The sequence below is a fragment of the Pararhizobium capsulatum DSM 1112 genome (assembly GCF_030814475.1).
GTDB classification, from domain to species: domain Bacteria; phylum Pseudomonadota; class Alphaproteobacteria; order Rhizobiales; family Rhizobiaceae; genus Pararhizobium; species Pararhizobium capsulatum.
The window spans coordinates 880,783-898,723 of the sequence record NZ_JAUSVF010000002.1; the positions used below are offsets into that span (position 1 = coordinate 880,783).

Annotated in this window: 16 protein-coding genes and 1 riboswitch; of the genes, 4 read left to right on the forward strand and 12 right to left on the reverse strand. The window is 60.2% G+C overall.

Annotation, left to right across the window (positions count from 1 at the left end; translation table 11 throughout):
* Position 1: 1 nt before the first annotated feature.
* From QO002_RS24395 to QO002_RS24410, 4 genes are all read right to left on the reverse strand, one after another.
* Complete coding sequence (locus tag QO002_RS24395; RefSeq protein WP_307234725.1) at positions 2–190, reverse strand: hypothetical protein; 189 nt, start codon at positions 188–190, stop codon at positions 2–4.
* Positions 187–1,125 (reverse strand): carbohydrate ABC transporter permease, encoded by a 939-nt coding sequence (locus QO002_RS24400; RefSeq protein WP_307234727.1) that lies wholly within the window; start codon positions 1,123–1,125, stop codon positions 187–189. Before QO002_RS24400 ends, QO002_RS24395 begins: the two co-directional genes overlap by 4 nt.
* Positions 1,122–2,069 (reverse strand): carbohydrate ABC transporter permease, encoded by a 948-nt coding sequence (locus QO002_RS24405; RefSeq protein ID WP_307234729.1) that lies wholly within the window; start codon positions 2,067–2,069, stop codon positions 1,122–1,124. Before QO002_RS24405 ends, QO002_RS24400 begins: the two co-directional genes overlap by 4 nt.
* A gap of 82 nt (positions 2,070–2,151) precedes the next feature.
* Positions 2,152–3,462 carry an ABC transporter substrate-binding protein gene (locus QO002_RS24410; RefSeq protein WP_370878593.1) on the reverse strand — a complete coding sequence of 437 codons (1,311 nt, stop codon included), beginning with the start codon at positions 3,460–3,462 and terminating at the stop codon, positions 2,152–2,154.
* Positions 3,463–3,784: 322 nt separating this feature from the next.
* On the opposite strand from QO002_RS24410, the gene QO002_RS24415 reads away from it, so the two are divergent.
* Positions 3,785–4,807 carry a LacI family DNA-binding transcriptional regulator gene (locus tag QO002_RS24415; RefSeq protein WP_307234733.1) on the forward strand — a complete coding sequence of 341 codons (1,023 nt, stop codon included), beginning with the start codon at positions 3,785–3,787 and terminating at the stop codon, positions 4,805–4,807.
* A gap of 385 nt (positions 4,808–5,192) precedes the next feature.
* On the opposite strand, the gene QO002_RS24420 is transcribed toward QO002_RS24415, so the two are convergent.
* The 4 genes from QO002_RS24420 to QO002_RS24435 form a co-directional block, all read right to left on the reverse strand.
* On the reverse strand, positions 5,193–5,339 hold the full coding sequence (locus QO002_RS24420; RefSeq protein ID WP_307234735.1) for a DUF1127 domain-containing protein: 147 nt from the start codon (positions 5,337–5,339) through the stop codon (positions 5,193–5,195).
* Between the two features lie 230 nt (positions 5,340–5,569).
* Positions 5,570–8,755 carry an efflux RND transporter permease subunit gene (locus QO002_RS24425; RefSeq protein ID WP_307234737.1) on the reverse strand — a complete coding sequence of 1,062 codons (3,186 nt, stop codon included), beginning with the start codon at positions 8,753–8,755 and terminating at the stop codon, positions 5,570–5,572.
* Between the two features lie 124 nt (positions 8,756–8,879).
* Positions 8,880–10,070 carry an efflux RND transporter periplasmic adaptor subunit gene (locus QO002_RS24430; protein ID WP_307234739.1) on the reverse strand — a complete coding sequence of 397 codons (1,191 nt, stop codon included), beginning with the start codon at positions 10,068–10,070 and terminating at the stop codon, positions 8,880–8,882.
* Positions 10,071–10,110: 40 nt separating this feature from the next.
* Positions 10,111–10,929: an alpha/beta hydrolase fold domain-containing protein gene (locus QO002_RS24435; protein WP_307235069.1), complete on the reverse strand. Its 819-nt coding sequence runs from the start codon at positions 10,927–10,929 to the stop codon at positions 10,111–10,113.
* Between the two features lie 161 nt (positions 10,930–11,090).
* Between QO002_RS24435 and QO002_RS24440 the strand changes: the two genes are divergently transcribed.
* Positions 11,091–12,038, forward strand: coding sequence for a LysR family transcriptional regulator (locus tag QO002_RS24440; RefSeq protein ID WP_307234741.1), 948 nt, complete (start codon positions 11,091–11,093; stop codon positions 12,036–12,038).
* 93 nt (positions 12,039–12,131) lie between these two features.
* On the opposite strand, the gene QO002_RS24445 is transcribed toward QO002_RS24440, so the two are convergent.
* A complete protein-coding gene (locus QO002_RS24445) occupies positions 12,132–12,695 on the reverse strand; it encodes a manganese efflux pump MntP (RefSeq protein ID WP_307235071.1) in 564 nt (187 codons plus the stop codon).
* A gap of 4 nt (positions 12,696–12,699) precedes the next feature.
* Positions 12,700–12,868: riboswitch (yybP-ykoY riboswitch) on the reverse strand.
* A gap of 249 nt (positions 12,869–13,117) precedes the next feature.
* On the opposite strand from QO002_RS24445, the gene msrC reads away from it, so the two are divergent.
* Positions 13,118–13,609: a free L-methionine (R)-S-oxide reductase MsrC gene (msrC, locus tag QO002_RS24450; protein WP_307234744.1), complete on the forward strand. Its 492-nt coding sequence runs from the start codon at positions 13,118–13,120 to the stop codon at positions 13,607–13,609.
* Positions 13,610–13,613: 4 nt separating this feature from the next.
* Here msrC and QO002_RS24455 read toward each other — a convergent pair whose 3' ends face one another.
* Positions 13,614–13,823 (reverse strand): TOBE domain-containing protein, encoded by a 210-nt coding sequence (locus QO002_RS24455; RefSeq protein WP_307234746.1) that lies wholly within the window; start codon positions 13,821–13,823, stop codon positions 13,614–13,616.
* 257 nt (positions 13,824–14,080) lie between these two features.
* Between QO002_RS24455 and lhpI (QO002_RS24460) the strand changes: the two genes are divergently transcribed.
* A complete protein-coding gene (gene lhpI / locus QO002_RS24460; protein ID WP_307234748.1) occupies positions 14,081–15,784 on the forward strand; it encodes a cis-3-hydroxy-L-proline dehydratase in 1,704 nt (567 codons plus the stop codon).
* A 74-nt stretch (positions 15,785–15,858) separates the two neighbouring features.
* Here the strand turns inward: lhpI (QO002_RS24460) and QO002_RS24465 are convergent, their stop codons facing one another.
* Both QO002_RS24465 and lhpI (QO002_RS24470) read right to left on the reverse strand, forming a co-directional pair.
* The gene (locus tag QO002_RS24465; RefSeq protein WP_307234750.1) at positions 15,859–16,833 is read right to left on the reverse strand and encodes a threonine ammonia-lyase; all 975 of its coding nucleotides are present in this window, start codon (positions 16,831–16,833) and stop codon (positions 15,859–15,861) included.
* Between the two features lie 154 nt (positions 16,834–16,987).
* Positions 16,988–17,938, reverse strand: a complete 951-nt coding sequence (gene lhpI / locus QO002_RS24470; RefSeq protein WP_307234752.1) for a bifunctional Delta(1)-pyrroline-2-carboxylate/Delta(1)-piperideine-2-carboxylate reductase — start codon at positions 17,936–17,938, stop codon at positions 16,988–16,990.
* Positions 17,939–17,941: the final 3 nt, after the last annotated feature.

Consider the following 17,941-nt stretch of genomic DNA (forward strand, 5'->3'; position numbering starts at 1 on the left):
ATCACTCCGGAAAGTGGCTTACGATGATGAACATCACGGTCCCAACCAGGGTGACAATGAACGAATAGGAAAACAATGAGACAGCGAAGGGCTGCATCAGCATGACGACGCCGGCCGCGATCAGGAAGGAGGCGACGAGCTCCCACTGGCTGCGCCGGAACCGGCGCAATCCGTCAAAAAACGCACTCATTTGCGCACCGCTCCAAAGGTAATGCCACGCAACAAATGCTTGCGAAGGACAATGGTGAAGACCATCACGGGCACCAGGAACAACGTGGCGCCCGCGGCGACCGCCGGCCAGTCCTGACCGGAAACGCCGATGATGGTGGGAATGAAGGGCGGCGCTGTCTGCGCCGTACCGGAGGTCAGGAGAACCGCGAAGGCATACTCGTTCCAGGCAAAGATCAGGCAGAAAATCGCCGTCGAGGCGATGCCGGTCGCGGCCTGCGGCAGCACGACCTTGTAGAAGGCCTGGAACCGCGTGTAACCATCGATCAGCGCCGCCTCCTCGTATTCGACCGGAATTTCGTCGATGAACCCCTTGAGCAGCCAGACGGAGAGCGACAGGTTGACGGCGGTATAGAGCAGGATCATGCCGAGATGCGTATCGCTGAGGCCGAGCTGCCGGAACATCAGGAAGATCGGGATGGCAACGGCAATCGGCGGCATCATGCGGGTAGAGAGAATGAAGAACAGCAGATCATCCTTCAGCGGCACCTTGAAGCGCGAGAAGGCGTAGGCGGCTGCCGTTCCGAGCACGATGCAGAGCACCGTCGAGCCGAATCCGATAATCACGGAGTTGGTGAAACGTTCGCCGAAACGCGACGGCCCGGCAATCACCAGCCCGTCCTTGCGCACGAGGCGCTCGTACCAGGTGGTGGGCTCGCCCATCTCCGCAAGGGTTTCGGGCGAAACGCGGGTGCGGGTGGTGAAGAGGTTGACATAGCCTTCGAGCGTCGGATTGAAGACCACCTTGGGCGGATAGGCGATCGCATCCGACGGCGACTTGAAGCCGGTGGTGATGATCCACAAAAGCGGCATTATCGTCACCACGGCATAGAACACGACCAGGATGCCTGCGAACCATTTCTGGCGGGCAGACGGCTCCGTAACAGAATAGCTCATCGCTGTTTGACCTTGTTGAGGGCTTTCACGTAGATCGACGCAAGGCCGAAGACGGTGACGAAGAGGATAACCGCATAGGCCGAGGCATAGCCCGTGCGCCACTTCTCGAAGGCCTCACGCTTGAGGTTGATCGAGGTGAGCTCGGTGGTCGATCCCGGCCCGCCACCGGTCAGCTGCACGACGAGGTCGAACATCTTGAAGTTCTCGATACCGCGAAACAGGATCGCCAGCATCAGGAAAGGCAGGACCATCGGAATGGTAATCGTCCAGAACTGGCGCCATTTGCTGGCACGGTCACATTCGGCTGCCTCATAGATACTGTCGGGAATGGAGCGCAGGCCGGCAAGGCAGATGAGCATGACGAAGGGCGTCCACATCCAGGTATCGACGATGATGATCGCCCAGGGCGCCAGATTGACGCTGCCGATCATCGAGAAGCTGGACGGATCGACGCCGGTCAGGAAGCTCACCGCATAATTGAACAGGCCGATCTGCGGTTGGTAGAGGAAGGTCCAGAAGTTGCCGACGACGGCGGGGCTCAGCATCATCGGCAGCACGATTATGGTCGTCCACAGATCGTTGCCTCGAAACTTCTTGTTGATCAGATAGGCCAGCGAAAAGCCGATAAGCACCTGCAGGACGATCGTCCAGATCAGGAAATGCGCCGTCGCCTGCATGGTCAGCCAGATGTCGCCATCCGTCAGGATGCGCCGGTAGTTCTGCAGACCGATGAACTCGACGGCGGCATTGGGGCGGTTGACGCGAAAATTGGTGAAGCTCAGCCGGACGGTCCAGATCAGCGGGAAGATATTGACCGCCAGAAGCAGGATGATCGACGGTGCCACGAACAGCCAAGCGATCGAACGATCTGACAATCCCCGGATGCGCCGGGCGATCACAGGCGGCGTCGCCCGCGCGGCGCGATCCATCGGTGTATCGGACATGATACCCTCTTACATATGGGAGATGATTGGCAGGGCCGTGCAAACGGCCCTGCTCCTTGTTCCGTTCAGACGACGCTACGGATCAATACTTGTCTTCGTCGGTGAAGACGTCGGTCCAGTCCTTGACCAGGCCGTCGAGCGCTTCCTTGGAAGTACCCTGGCCGGCGATCACATAGTCGTGGAAACGCTTCTGCGATGCCTGCAGCAGCGAGGCGTAGGAGGGCTCGGCCCAGAAATCCTTCACGATCGCCATGGAATCGAGGAAGGTCTGTGCGTAGGGCTGGCTGGTCGCGAAACCCGGATCCTCGACCACTGCACGCAGTGCCGAATAACCGCCGAGGCTCCACCACTTAGCCTGCACGTCCGGCTGGGCGAACCATTTGATATACTCAAGCGCCGCCGCCTGCTTTTCGGAGGTGGAGACGACTGAGATACCCTGGCCGCCGAGCTGGGCGAACTGCTTGCCGCCTGGCCCCGCAGGATTGGCGAAGTAGCCGGACTTGTCGCCACCGACCTTCGGATCAGCGTTGATGCCTGGCCAGATGAAGGCGAAGTTCATCTGAAGCGCAACCTGACCGGATTTATAGGCGTCGATGTTCTCCGACATATAGGCGTCGGACGATCCGGGAGGTGCGCAGCAATCATAGAGCGCCTTGTAGTATTCAAGACCGGCGACGGCCTCCGGCGAATTCACGAAGCCCTCTAGATCATAGGGCTTGTCGGGATTGTCGTACTGGAAGCCGAAGCTGTAGAGCACGTCCATGGCGCCCATGGTAATGCCTTCCGAGCCGCGCTCGGTATAGATCGCCGCGCCGTAGACGGTGGTGCCGTCGATCTTGCGGTTCTGGAAGAACTCGGCAATGTCCTTCAGCTCTGCGAAGGTCTTGGGAACGGCGAGGTCACGACCGTATTTTGTCTTGAATTCCGCCTGAAGTTCGGGACGTGAGAACCAGTCCTTGCGGTAGGTCCAGCCAACGACATCGCCGAAGGCCGGAAGCGCCCAGTAGTTCGGCGTATTCTTCGGCCATTCGGAATAGCCGGTCACGGTGGCCGGGATGAAATCGGCCATCTTGATGCCTTCCTTGTCGAAGAAGTCATTCAGCTTCACATACTGGCCGTTCTCCGCTGCGCCGCCGATCCACTGGCTGTCGCCGATCATCAGGTCGCAGAGCTTGCCGCCCGAGTTCAGCTCGTTGAGCATGCGGTCGGCGAAATTCGGCCACGGCACGAATTCGAATTTCATCTTGTGGCCGGACTTGGCCTCGAAATCCTTGCTGAGTTCGACAAGGGCGTTTGCCGGGTCCCAGGCGGCCCAGCACAATGTCAAATCGTCGGCGCGGGCGGATGTTGCGCCCATCGCGCTGGCTCCCATGAGGGCACCGGCGGCGACCATGGTCTTCAGGTACTTCGACTGCATGTTGATTACCTCCCTCTGTGTTTCCCGACCTCCATCGGAAAACGAAACATGCCCCGGCGGGGCAAAAAGGGCAGGCTGACGCTGCGGACGACCGCACCCTCCTCCGACCCTCACGAACAGCAATTCCCTCCACCGGCATCAAGCCGGACCCACAGCAATTGTTGTTGATTCATTCATAATTGAGGTGCGCACCTCAATGCAAGCGATTTTTGAGGTGCGCACCTCAATTTCTTGCTTTTTGTTCATTTCTGTAAGAGAACATCGACAAACCAGAATTCAGGAAGAGGATGAAAACCCGATGCGGCCCACCGCGAAGGACCTTGCCGAGGCAGCCGGTGTCAGCCTTGCGACCGTCGACAGAGTGCTGAACGACCGCGCCAATGTCAGCAAGAAAGCCTATCGCCTTGTCAACGACGCCATTGAAAGAATCGGCTTTTTCAAAAACCCAGCGGCAGTTAACCTGGCGCGAAACAAGACATATCGCTTCCGCTTCGTGCTACCAACGGCGGGTGACCAGTATCTCAAGGAGTTGCTACAGCGCGTAGACGAGGCGAAGGAGGCGCTGCAATCGGACCTCACCGCCGTCGAGGCCGTACAAATCCCGATCAGCGATCCGCATTTCGTCGCAAAGTACCTGTCGTCGATTGACGCTGCCACGATGGATGGCGTCGCGATCATGGCGCCGGAATCACCTCAGGTCCGCGACGCGATGGGCCGGCTTCTGGAGCGCGACATCAAGGTCGTGCAATTTCTCTCCGGTCAGGAAAAGCTTGAAAACACCGATTTCGTCGGCATCGACAACTTCGCGGCGGGTGCAACCGCCGGCAAGATCATCGGTCGCTTCCTGCGCAAGGAGCCCGGCAAGATCATGGTGGTGGCCGAGACGATGATGGCGCAGGACAGCATCGAAAGGCGACTGGGCTTCGACAGCATCATCAACAGCCAGTTTCCCCATTTACAAGGCTTGCCGTCGCTGGAAACATATGGCGACGAGAAAAGAGCACGCGCGGTCATCCAGAGAATGCTCGAAAACAATGGCGACATCACCGCCGCCTACGTGCTGAGTGCGGAAGCGCGCATCCCGATCGCTGCCATCGGGCAAAATGACGATCGCGGCAGGCTGACCGTCGTCGTGCATGAACGCACGCCCTTTACCGAGGACGCACTGCGCGGCGAGCAGATTGATGCGATCATCGCGCAGGATCCGGGACATGCGGTGCGCAGCGCATTGCGCATCATGCGCGCGCGCACCGACCTGCGCGAACCGCTGGCATCGCAGGAAAAAATCCGCATCGAAGTATTGCTGAAGGAAAATCTCTGAAATTTTCCCGGCTGGCCGGAGAACACGACACCCGGAAATGAAAAAGCCTGCCGCGGGAGGAGGTGCGGCAGGCTTTTCCGAAAAACCGAACAGCGACTGGGAGGAGGAGTGCCGCTGTTCCTACAGACGTCCCTGGGAGGAGGAGTGGGCCGTCTGAAACTCAAAGCTCTGCGGGAGGAGGTGCATTGCTTCGATGAAAACCACTATACCCGATTTAATTGCTTATTAAATGCACTTTGTTGCAGTGCAGCTATGCAGAAACGCATAGGCCGCGAGAGGGTCTTCCATCCCCTTCCCCCCGCGCGGAGACGAGGAAACCCAAAACGCAAAAACGCCCGCGTCATCAGCGGGCGTCATGCAATCGATCCATGTGGACCGGACGTTTTTAGCGGGCGACAGCCGCGCGGGCGACGCCGGCGATATCACCGCGTCCAATGCCGAGATCGCTGAGTTCGCGGTCGGTCATGCGGCCGAGTTCGGTAACGGTCTGACGATACTTGCGCCAGTTGTTGAAAGAGCGTGCTACGTTCATGATGATCCCCTTCCTGAGGTATCCGTGACGCCAGCAACCTGCTTGGTTCCAACGTCGTTTCGATGATTGGAATATAGGCGATTGCGCTCATTTCGATAAGTGACAAGGTTTCAGGGCGGCCATGCGGCAGATGCATGGGTGGCACCCGATCATGCTTAACAAATGCTTTCACTGCATAGGAAAACGGCCCCGGGGCATGCCCGGAGCCGTTTGTTCTCAAAGTGGGTGGCTTATTCCGCTGGTGCGGGATGCGCGGCCAACGTTGCCTCGCCGTGCTGGATCAGCGGACGGTTGCCCGTCAGCTTGCGGACCAGCACGTAGAACACCGGCGTCATGAAGATGCCGAAGAAGGTGACGCCGATCATGCCCGAGAACACGGCTACACCCATGGCCGCGCGCATCTCGGCACCCGCCCCCGTCGAGACGACCAGCGGCACGACGCCCATGATGAAGGCCGCAGACGTCATCAGGATCGGCCGCAGACGCAACCGGCTGGCTTCGATCGCCGCCTGCACCGGCGTGCGCCCTTCGAATTCCAGCTCGCGGGCGAATTCGACGATCAGGATCGCGTTCTTCGCCGAGAGCCCCACAAGGACGATGAGGCCGATCTGAGTGAAGATGTTGTTGTCTCCCCCCGTGAGCCACACGCCCGTCAGCGCCGCCAGCACCCCCATCGGCACGATCATGACGATCGCAAGCGGCAGGGTCAGGCTTTCATATTGCGCGGCAAGCACGAGGAAGACCAGCAGCAGCGCCAGCGGGAAGACGATGAAGCCGGAGCTGCCCGCAAGAATCTGCTGGTACGTCAGGTCTGTCCATTCGAAGTCGATACCCTTCGGCAGGGTTTCGGCCGCGATACGCTCGACCGCCACTTGGGCCTGCCCCGAGGAGAAGCCGGGTGCGGGGCCACCGTTGATGTCTGCGGCGAGGAAGCCGTTGTAGCGCGTGGTGCGCTCCGGCCCCGTCGTCGCATTCACCTTCAGGAGCGTCGACAGCGGGATCATCTCGCCCGATTGCGAGCGAACCTTGAGCGCACCGATATCCTCGGCCCGCGCGCGGAACTTCGCATCCGCCTGCACCCGCACGCTGTAGGTGCGGCCGAAGGCGTTGAAGTCGTTGACATAGAGCGAACCCAGGTAGATCTGCAACGTATCGAAGACGTCCGTCACCGAGACGCCGAGCTGTTCCGCCTTCTCGCGGTCAAGGTCTGCATAGAGCTGCGGCACGTTGATCTGGAAGCTCGAGAACAGGCCGGCCAGTTCCGGCGTCTGGTAGGCCTTGGCGAGGAAGCCCTTGGTTGCCTCATCGAGCGCCTGATACCCGAGGCCTGCCCGATCCTCGATCTGCAGCTTGATGCCGCCGGTCGTGCCGAGGCCCTGGACGGGCGGCGGCGGGAACATGGCGATGAAGGCATCCTGAATGGCGCCAAACTTCTGATTGAGCTGCATGGCGATCGCGCCAGCAGACAGTTCCGGCGTGGTGCGTTCCTCGAACGGAGCCAGTGCGACGAAGACGATGCCGGCATTCGAGCCATTGGTGAAGCCGTTGATCGACAGGCCCGGAAAGGCGATGGCGTGTTCGACGCCCGGCTGCGCCAGCGTGATCTCGCTCATCTTCTTGATGACGTCCTCGGTCCTGTCGAGGGTGGCGGCATCGGGAAGCTGGGCGAAGCCGATCAGGTACTGCTTGTCCTGCGCCGGCACGAAGCCGCCGGGAACCGCCTGGAAGAGCTGATAGGTCGTGCCGGCCAGCACCACATAAATGAGCATAATGATGCTCTTGCGCGACAGGAGCTTGCCGACACCTCGGCCATAGGCATTCGAGCTTGCGCCGAAGGCCCGGTTGAAGCCGCGGAAGAACCAGCCGAAGGCACCGTCCATGACGCGCGTCAGCCAATCTTTTGGCGCATGGTGGTCCTTCAGCAGCAAAGCCGACAGCGCTGGCGACAAAGTGAGCGAATTGATCGCCGAGATCACCGTCGAGATGGCGATGGTCAAGGCGAACTGGCGGTAGAACTGCCCGGAAAGGCCGGTGATGAAGGCGAGCGGCACGAAGACCGCGACCAGCACCAGCGCGATTGCAATGATCGGGCCGGAGACTTCGCGCATCGCTTTGTAGGTCGCCTCACGTGGAGACAGCCCGTTTTCGATGTTGCGTTCGACATTTTCCACCACGACGATCGCATCATCGACGACGATACCGATGGCCAGCACCAGCCCGAACAGACTGAGTGCATTGATCGAGAAGCCAAAGGCATACATCACCGCAAAGGTGCCGATGATCGAGACGGGAACGGCAAGCAGCGGGATGATCGAGGCACGCCACGTCTGCAGGAAGAGGATGACGACCAGAACGACGAGCGCGATCGCTTCCAGCAGGGTGTCGATGACCTTCTCGATCGAGGAGCGCACGAACTGGGTCGTGTCGTAGACGATGTCGTAGCGCACGCCTTCCGGCATGGCGATCTGGAGCTGGTCCATCGTCGCCTGCACCTGGTCGGAAATCTCGATGGCGTTCGAGCCGGGAGCCTGGAAAACGGGGATGGCGACGGCCGGCTTGTTGTCGAGAAGCGAGCGCAGCGAATAATCGGCAGCGCCGAGTTCAATACGGGCAACGTCGTGAAGGCGGGTGATCGCACCGTTGGCATCGCTCTTGACGATGATGCGGCCGAATTCCTCCGGCGACTGCAGGCGGCCCTGGGCGTTGACAGAAAGCTGCAGGTCGATGCCATCAAGATTCGGCGAGGCGCCAATGACGCCGGCTGCCGCCTGCACGTTCTGCTGGCGGATCGCCGCGACGATGTCGCTGGCGGCAAGACCGTGTTCAGCAGCCTTCTGCGGATCGATCCAGATGCGCATGGAATAATCGCCGGACCCGAAGATCTGCACCTGCCCGACACCGTCAATGCGAGCCAGCCGGTCCTTGACGTTCAGCACCGCGTAGTTGCGAAGATAGGTGATGTCGTAGCGATTGTCCGGCGAACTCAGATGGATAACCATCATCAGGTCGGGCGAACTCTTGACCGTCGTCACACCAAGCGTGCGCACTTCCGCGGGAAGGCGCGGTTCAGCCTGGCTCACGCGGTTCTGCACCAGCTGCTGCGCCTTGTCCGGGTCGGTGCCCAGAGCGAACGTCACCGTCAGCGTCATGACGCCGTCGGCGGTCGCCTGGCTGGACATATAGAGCATGTCCTCGACGCCGTTGATCGACTCTTCGAGCGGCGTCGCCACCGTCTCCGCGATGACCTTCGGGTTGGCACCCGGATACTGCGCGCGCACGACGACAGACGGCGGCACGACTTCGGGATATTCGGAAATCGGCAGCGACCGCATGCCGATAAGGCCGGCAATAACGATCAGCAGCGACAGGACGCCCGCAAAGACCGGGCGGTCGATGAAAAACCGTGAAATATTCATGGCGGTACCCTCTCCAAAGGGCTGACAATAGGGACAAAACATCCCCGGCTTGCGGCCACGGGCCGAAAGCATTCGGTTGAGCTATAGGGAAATCCGGCGGGTCCCTCCCGCCGGCTTCTTCATTTTACTGGGCGGCGACTTCCGTCTGCGGATCAACCAAAACACCGGGGCGAACACGCTGCAGGCCGTTGACGACGATCCGGTCACCGGCCGCAAGGCCCTTCTCGACGATGCGCTGACCATCGACCGAAGCGCCGAGCTCCACCTGACGGTAGTTCACGGTGTTCTTGTCATCGATTACGAAGACGAAGCGCTTGTCCTGATCGGTGCCAAGAGCGCGTTCGCTGATCATCAGCCGCTCTTCAGCCTTCGGTTCGCCCATCCGGATGCGCACGAACTGGCCGGGGATCAGGCGGTTGCCGGGATTTTCGAAGATGGCGCGCACACGGATGGTGCCGCTTGCGGTATCGACCTCGTTGTCGATCAGTTGCAGCTTGCCGGTGAGCGGCGTGCCTTCATCGCTGAGCGTGCCGATCTTGACCGGAACCTGCTCGATTGCCGGCAGTGCGCCGGCATTCTGAGGAAGCTGCACCAGCGTGCGGGCGATCAGCTCCTCATTGGCGTTGAAGCTCGCATAAATCTCGCCTGATGACACCAGCGTCGTCAGCGACGGAGTGCCGGAGCCGGCGGCTACAAGATTGCCTTCGGTGATTTCGAGCCTGCCCACCCGCCCGTCGATTGGCGCGCGGATTTCGGTGTAGCCAAGGTTCAGCTTTGCCGTGGTCAGGGCTGCGTCAGCTGCTTGAACATTGGCAATCGCTTCGCTCCGGCCGCTTTGGCGTTGGGTGAAATCGCTGTCAGAAATGATGTTCTTGGCGACCAGCTTTGCGCCGCGCGCAAGCTCGGTATCGGCGAGATCGAGTTTCGCCCGCGCCGAAGCGAGCAGGCTTTGCGCCTGGGCGACGGCGGCTTCGTAAGGCGCCGGATCGATCTTCACGAGAAGGTCGTTGGCCTTGACCAACGCGCCCTCGCGGAAATGAACCGACTGGATCGCACCGGCAACGCGCGAGCGGATTTCAACCCGGTCGATAGCTTCCAGCCGGCCGGAAAAATCCTGCCATGTGGTGACGCTGCGCGGTTCGACGGCGGCAACGGTCACCGGCACAGCCGGAACTTCAACGGCCGCGGTTGCGGCTGCGGCGGGCGTCACATTGACGCCCGGAATATAATCGAAATGGAATGCCACGGCTGAAATGGACGCGGCAACGCCCAGGCCGGCGCCCCACAGGGCCCAGCGTCTCTTGTTCGACGACATCGGTATCTCCTTATGGTCCTAAAGTGGACCGGTCATTCTCTCAAAAGCAGGAGGTTCTGTTTTCCAGTCCCTCGATAAAACCCTCAAATTCTGCTCGAAGCGCATCCGGCGGAACGCACCCCGCCATCGCCCCGGCATCGTAAATCTGCGTCCAGCCCTGACAGGCTGGCAGCACGCGGCTCGTCACCTCGACGCCCGCCGCCACAAGGCGGGCGGCATAATCGGCAGCCTCGTCCCTGAGCGGATCGTCCTGCGATGTCAGGATCAGTGCGGGAGCCACACCTGACAATCGCGAACAATGCCCCGGCGCGGCATAGGGGTGGCAATATCCCCCGCCGGAGCCGAGATAATGGCTCCAGCCTTCCGTCCAGCGGTCGCGCATTCCGGTCGCCTCCGCTTCGCGGAAGGAAGCCGTCGCCATCAGCGGATCGATGAGCGGCGACAGCAAAATCTGCCCGTCGATCTCATTCGGCATCTGATCGCGGGCCTTAAGTGCCACGCCCGCCGCGACGTTGCCGCCGGCCTCTTCACCAGCGACAAGCAGCAGTGACCGACGGCCACCATACTGCTTGCGTTTGCTGCTGAGGCAACGCAAGGCGGCAAAGGCAAATTCGAGCGCCTTCGGAAAAACGTTCTCCGAAGGCTGCGCATAGTCAGCCTCGATCACCAGGGCGCCGGAATTGGCGAAAACCCTTGCGATCGGGCTTTCCTCGTTCCGGTCCTTGTCGAGAAATGAACCGCCACCGAAATAAAGAACGACCGGCGATTTCTTTCCCTGCATCGAGCCGTCATAGATCCGGAAGGGCATGGAACGTTTTGTCGCGCCATCCACTTCCATATCTTTCCATTCGCTGCCCATTGCCTGGCCTTTCGCATGCAACACACTGTCCGAAGTGGATGGGTGCACGCTTTCACTTGAATTGGATATCATTATTCCACACTTCTTGGATAAGTGCATGGAATTGGGTTTCACTATTCGAAATTTCGAATAATATCGCATCGCAACGAAAGGAGTGGCTCATGGACCAGCTTTCCGCTATGCGGGTTTTCGTGCGGGTCGTGGAAACCGGCAATTTCTCCCGTGCCGCGACTGCGCTCAACATGCCCAAGACCACCGTCACCAATCTCATCCAGGGACTGGAGGGGCATCTGCGCACGACCCTCCTCAACCGGACGACCCGTCGCGTGATGGTGACGACCGATGGCGCACTCTACTACGAACGCGCCTCGCAGATCATCTCCGAAATCGAAGAGCTCGACGGCAACCTGTCGAATTCGCAGGCGCAGCCTTCCGGCCGCCTGCGTGTCGAGATGGCCGGCGCCTTCGCCGACCTGATCGTCATCCCTTCGCTCTGCGACTTCCATTCGCGCCACCCGCAGATCCACATCGACCTCGGCGTCGGCGACCGACTGGTGGACTACATGGCCGAAAACGTCGACTGCGCGCTGCGCGCCGGCACGCCGAGCGACCAGTCGCTGATCGCCCGCAAGATTTCGGAAATCGCGATGGTCACCTGCGCCTCCCCCGTCTATCTCGAAAAGATGGGGGCGCCGACCACACCGGAAGACATGACGGGAGGACATCACTTCGCCGTCGGTTACCTGCAGGCACAGGCAGGACGCATCCTGCCGATGGAATTCACCCGAGATGGCGAAACCCGGGACATCGTCCCCAGGTACGTTGTTTCCGCCAACGACGCCCGCTCCTACATGACGGCCGCCTTGACAGGCCTCGGCGTCGCGCAGCTGCCGCGGTTCATGGCCCGCGAAGCGCTTGCCGAGGGCAAGCTGATCCGCGTCCTCACCGAATGGCAACACGCCCCTTTGCCGCTCTACGTCGTCTATCCGCAGACCCGTCACCTCAGCAACAAGGTGCGTGTCTTCGTCAACTGGCTGGTAAAATTGATGCGAACCATCGACATGCCGGAGAAGGCAGCCGTCGCAGCTCCGAGCACCGAGAGCCTATAAGCCTAACACCGAAAACCCATGTGACGGACGAGCTCGCCGAGGACACCATCCGCACGCTTCGTGCCGTGGTGGAATAGGAATCAGCAACGCCGGTCACATCGACAGATGTTCGATCGGGATGGAAATGCCCAGCGCGATAAGTGCAACGCCCGCGAAGGCCTCGGCGATACGGCCGAAACGCTCGCCGATCAGACGGCCGATCATCAAGCCGCCAGATGACGCCAGGAACGTCGCAAGGCCGATCGCTGCGGCAATCGCCAGGATGTTGACGTTCAGGAAAGCCAGTGAACCGCCGACGGCCATGGCATCGAGACTGGTGCCGACAGCCGTGGCAATCAACACATACATGGACGCTTTTTCCGGACCCGCTTTCGCATCTTCATGCTTCTGGCTCGCCGCGTGAAGCATATGCAGGCCAACGGCAGAGAGCAGGCCGAAGGCGATCCAGTGGTCCACAGCTTGGATATAACGACTTGCCGCGAAACCCGCCGCCCAGCCGATCAAGGGCGTGATCGCCTCGACAATACCGAAGACGGCCCCGGTTCGCATGGCCTCGCGAAATTTCGGCCGGCCAAGGGCAGCGCCACGCCCGACGGAGACGGCAAAAGCATCGACGGACATGCTGATGGCCAGCATGAGGATTGTAAAGGCGGACAGGAGTGACTTTCCTGCGGACACAAACAACGGGCGTACTTGTCTGTCCGGGGACAGCTAGGTTCCACCACGGTCTTGCCGGGCGATAGTTTCGGCCGATCGCACCATGCGCCGTTGCGCAAGCCTGTTGACACGATCCCGCCGGGTGACGGTGGCTCCTCCCCGATGGCCGACTGGTGAAAACCAAGCATTACTCATGTCAATCAGAACACGTTAAAATTCTTTTTATTACAGAATGTTAGAATATTCATAAGTCTATATATCTAAGAATTTGCGGTGAATTCGACACTCATCTAACCTGAGTGTCGGACGGCTTGTCGAGACCGCATTGGGCGGTGTATTGCTCACCCGCCTGCCAAATTCCCGCCATGGTGATCAGAAACCATGCGCTGCAGCCAAGGGCTTGGTGCTGGAAAGGTGAAGACATGTTTGCCACGACGACTATCGAAGCCGAAAGCAAGACAGCTTTCTATGGCGATTTGGCTGCGCAGCTTGCCGGCCTGCTGCATGACGAGCGTGATTTCATCGCCAATGCGGCAAACGTCGCCGCACTTGTTTTTAATCTCGTGCCCGACCTCAACTGGGCCGGTTTCTATTTTCTGAAGGCGAATGACGTGCTGGTGCTCGGGCCATTCCAGGGTAAGGTTGCCTGCGTCCGCATTCCGGTCGGAAAGGGCGTGTGTGGAGGTGCGGTGGCGCGCAGGCAGACCATGCTGGTTCCGGACGTGCATGCTTTCCCGGGTCACATAGCCTGCGATGCCGCCTCACGATCCGAACTGGTAGTTCCGCTCATCAAGGACGGTCAAGTGCTTGGCGTTCTTGATCTCGATAGCCCCTTGCCCGGGCGCTTCGACACCGACGATCAGGCAGGCTTCGAAGCGCTCGCCGCGCTTTATGTTGCGGCGAGCGATTTCTGAACACTCAATCGATGGCGACCATCACATCGGAAGCCTTTACGACAGCATAGGCGTCGCCGCCTACTGCGAGTGCGAGTTCATCAACGGCCTCATTGGTGATCGAGGACGTAATGACTATCCCGTTACCGATGTCTATGCGGACATGGGCGGTCGTCGCTCCCTTGCTAACGGCGATGATCTTTCCCTTGAGACGGTTGCGCGCGCTAATCTTCATGGATCACCCATTCTGTGTGTTGCGGACAGCTTTCCTATCATAGTCTTCCCCAAGGGTTCGCGTCCATAATCCCGACGGTTTTCCTCAGCACACGCCTCCCCGCGGTTTGGCAGCCGTGTTTCAGAAATCGCTATATATGGGAGAAGCTCCATAGGAGGACTGCGAAGGCTTCCTCATCCTTCGATTGCTCATTGAGCGTATGATCTGCTACTCGAAGATCCTCCACATTGTCATCGCCGAACGATCGAGGCCTGCCTTTGACCATCGCTTCCCTTTCTCGAATAGTGCTGGCTGGTTCGGCAGCAGGCCCGGTTGTTGCTACCGATGAAGGCTTGAGCTTCTGGGGCGGCGTTGAGCCCGAGACCGGGAAGGTCATCGACATCCACCATCCCCTGAACGGCAGTTGCCTCACGGGCTGCATTCTGTTCATGCCGACGAGTCGTGGCTCATGCTCGGGCTCGGGCGTTTTGCTCGATCTAATCCTCACCGGGCGGGCACCTGCGGCACTTGTTTTCTGCGAAGCCGAAGATGTCTTGACGCTCGGTGCGCTGGTTGCGGCAGAAATGTTCGGCAAGCCGCTTCCCGTCATCCGGCTTTCGGCAGAAGCCTTTGCGGCACTCTCGACAGCAGCGACTGTGACGATCACGAACAGGGCGATCGCATCCGACACGGTCACCATTGCGCTAAGCCCACCGGCAACCGACACTCTGGCGTTGACCGACACCGATCGCGCAATGCTGGAAGGGCAGGAGGGCGAGGCCGTCGTCCAGGCGATGCGGATCATCTGCGCCATGGCCGCGCAGCAGGGGGCGACATCCCTGATCGATGTCATTCAGGGTCATATCGATGGCTGCATCTATGCGAGCCCGGCCAATCTGACATTTGCCGAGACCATGGCCAAAACTGGCGCGCAGGTCCGTATCCCCACGACCATGAATGCGATCTCGGTCGATTATTCCAACTGGCAGCGACAAGGCGTTCCACAAACCTTTGGAGCACCCGCCGCGCGACTTGCGGATGCTTATGTCCGCATGGGCTGTCGCCCGACCTTCACCTGCTCGCCCTATCTGCTCGACAGTGCGCCGAAACAGGGCGACGCGATCGCCTGGGCGGAATCAAACGCCGTCGTTTTCGCCAACAGCGTGCTCGGCGCAAGAACCGCAAAGCATCCCGACTTTCTCGACCTCTGTATCGCCTTGACCGGGCGGGCGCCAAAAACTGGCGTTTACCTGGACGCAAACCGGCGCGCAGAACGCGTGATCAACGTGGACATGCCGGCAGCGATCGACGATGCGTTCTGGCCCTTGATCGGCTATCTCGCGGGCAAGGCCGCTCCCGACTGCATCGCCCTCTTCACGGGCCTCTTGGATGGCGCCCCGTCTCGCAACGACCTCAAAGCCCTATGCGCAGCCTTCGGCACGACATCGGCAGCGCCGATGCTGCACATCGAGGGCGTGACGCCCGAGGCCGACGGAGCGGCGATCGCTGGAGCCTGCAGCGCAAAGATTTCTCGCGGGGACATGATCGAAGCGTGGCGGACTCTGAATGAAGGTCCGGAAGACATTGAACTGGTGGCGATTGGCAGCCCGCATGCCTCGCTTGAGGAATGCCGGGCGCTTGCCGATGCCCTCACGCAGGCCTTGAGAGGCCAGCCACGCCGTCCCGATGTTACTGTCATCGTAACTGCCGGTCAGCAGATCATTGACGACGCCCGCAGGGACGGCACGCTGTCTCGCCTCCAAACAGCTGGCGTGCAAATTCTGCCGGATCTCTGCTGGTGTTCGATTTCCGAGCCCGTCTTCCCAACCCGCACCCGTGCCGTCATGACGAATTCCGCGAAGTATGCCCATTATGGCCCCGGCCTTTCCGGCCGCAACGTTCGCTTCGGCAGCCTCGCAAGCTGCGTCGCGGCAGCTCTGACGGGCAAAGTTAAACGCGAATTACCCTCGTGGCTATCGTGACAGCAAGGCAGAGGAACGCAGAAGAACCTTAGTTGCGCACTGCTTCACCATGAGCCGTTCGGGCGGATATGGCGTCACCCAAAACGGGACAGTGCGGCGGCAAATATTTCGGTGTCAACATTTCCTCCGGAGGCCACGGCGATAACCGTATCACTCTCCAGCACGTCACTGTGGAACAGTGCAGCAGCAAGCGCCACCGCGCCGCCCGGCTCTATGACGATCCTCAATCGCTTAAATGCCAGGGCCATCGCCCGAAGAGCTTCCTCGTCGGTAACGGCAATGCCTTTGCCCGCGAGCCGCTGCAGGATCGGGAAGGTTAGCTTTCCGGGCTCCGGGGTCAGGATAGCGTCGCAAATCGAACCGGTCATGACTGAATTTCGCTCATAGTTGCCTGAAACGAGCGAGCGAGCGGTGTCGTCGAAATTTTCGGGTTCACACGTCCGGACGCGAAAACCGGGGGCGCTGGCTTCGAGCGCCAATGCGATCCCGGAACTCAAGCCACCGCCACCGCACGGGACAAGCACTTCAGAATCCGTCACACCCTCTTCATCCGCTTGTTCCGCGATTTCGAGACCAACGGTGCCCTGTCCGGCAATCACCAGCGGCTCGTCAAAGGGGCGTATCAGCGTCAAACCACGCTCCTCCGCAAGACGGGCGCCAATCGCATCTCGATCCTCGTTCATGCGATCATACAGAACGACCTCTGCCCCAAACGCGCGGGTGTTATCAATCTTCAGTCTCGGTGCGTCAGAGGGCATGATGATCAAAGACGGTACACCGTGAAGCCTCGCAGCAAGCGCGACGCCCTGTGCGTGGTTTCCGGAGGAGAATGCAATCACGCCCCCGTTGCGAACACTCTGGTCAAGACCAGACAAAGCTGACCATCCGCCGCGAAACTTGAACGAACCCGAGTGCTGCAGGCACTCCGCCTTAACGAACAAGCGCCGTCCCGCCACCTCATCGAGAAACGGAGATGACAACAACGGCGTTCGCCGTACAGTCCCTTGCAGACGAGCGCGGGCGGCAACAATCATCTCAATCGATGTCATGGAATTCACTTTCAGCCGGATAGGGTCGTCTTTGAATAGAAGCAGTCCGCGAGAATGTGAACATTGGATCTTGTCACGGTGACAGGAAGAATAGCCTGGCAAGACGCAGATTGGGCCGCATCATTGTCTTTTCAACACCGCGACACATTGGGATTTACCCGACGCGGGTCGTTGCTAGCAAATGTCTTGCGGTAAACATATCCAGATGTCCGCCCCCAACGTTCTTGTAGACGGTAATCTCTTCAGTCGACCGGCGACCAGGGTGGGTGCCATTGCAGAGGTCGCAGAGATCGGCGACGATGTCGGCGCGCGTTATGATGCCAGCCGCAAGCGGTCCCGACACATCACCTGAACCCTCACTATTGGTGCGCGTGTCGACAAAAAGGCGGCCGGCACGACGGAGTGTGTCGTCGTCGGCTTCCCGCATGTCTGGCGTATAGGCGCCGATGAGATCGACATGAGTGCCAGGCTTCAAGAGCGCGCCACGGACCAAGGGTTCGGTTGCCATGGTGACGCAGGAGATTATGTCGGCCTCCGCGACGGCCTCGTCCAGCACTGAGACGGAGGATACATCCCTGCCCTTCGCCCGCAAGTCCGCTGCCAGCATTTCCGCCCTTGCAGGATTGCGATTCCAGATCAGCACCCTTCGGATCGAAGGACGTACGCTCGTGTGGGCTTCGATCACATGAGGGGCAAGCCCTCCGGCGCCAACCACGAGCAGCACTTCTGCATCCGGCCTTGCCAGAAGAGCGACGCCAAGAGCTGAATCGGCTGCGGTCTTGCGGAAGGTGAGCGCGGCACCATCGCAGGTCGCAAGCGCTCCGCCTGTCTTGCCGTCGAACAGCGCCACCAGTCCCTGCACGGAGGGCTGTGGTGGGACAAGCTCGGGATTGCCGGGAAAAACGCCGACCATCTTGACCGCGATGACATCGCCCGAGGCCCAGGACAAAAGCGAGACGAACTTGTTTTCGTCCCTCTCGCTGTCGCTCAGCACGGTGACATGCATCTGTGGCATCCCGCCATCGCGATGCGCTCCCCGCAACGCCTCGACGAGACCGGGATAATCAAGGGCACGATGAACCTGTCCGGCATCGAAGTGGCGCATTTG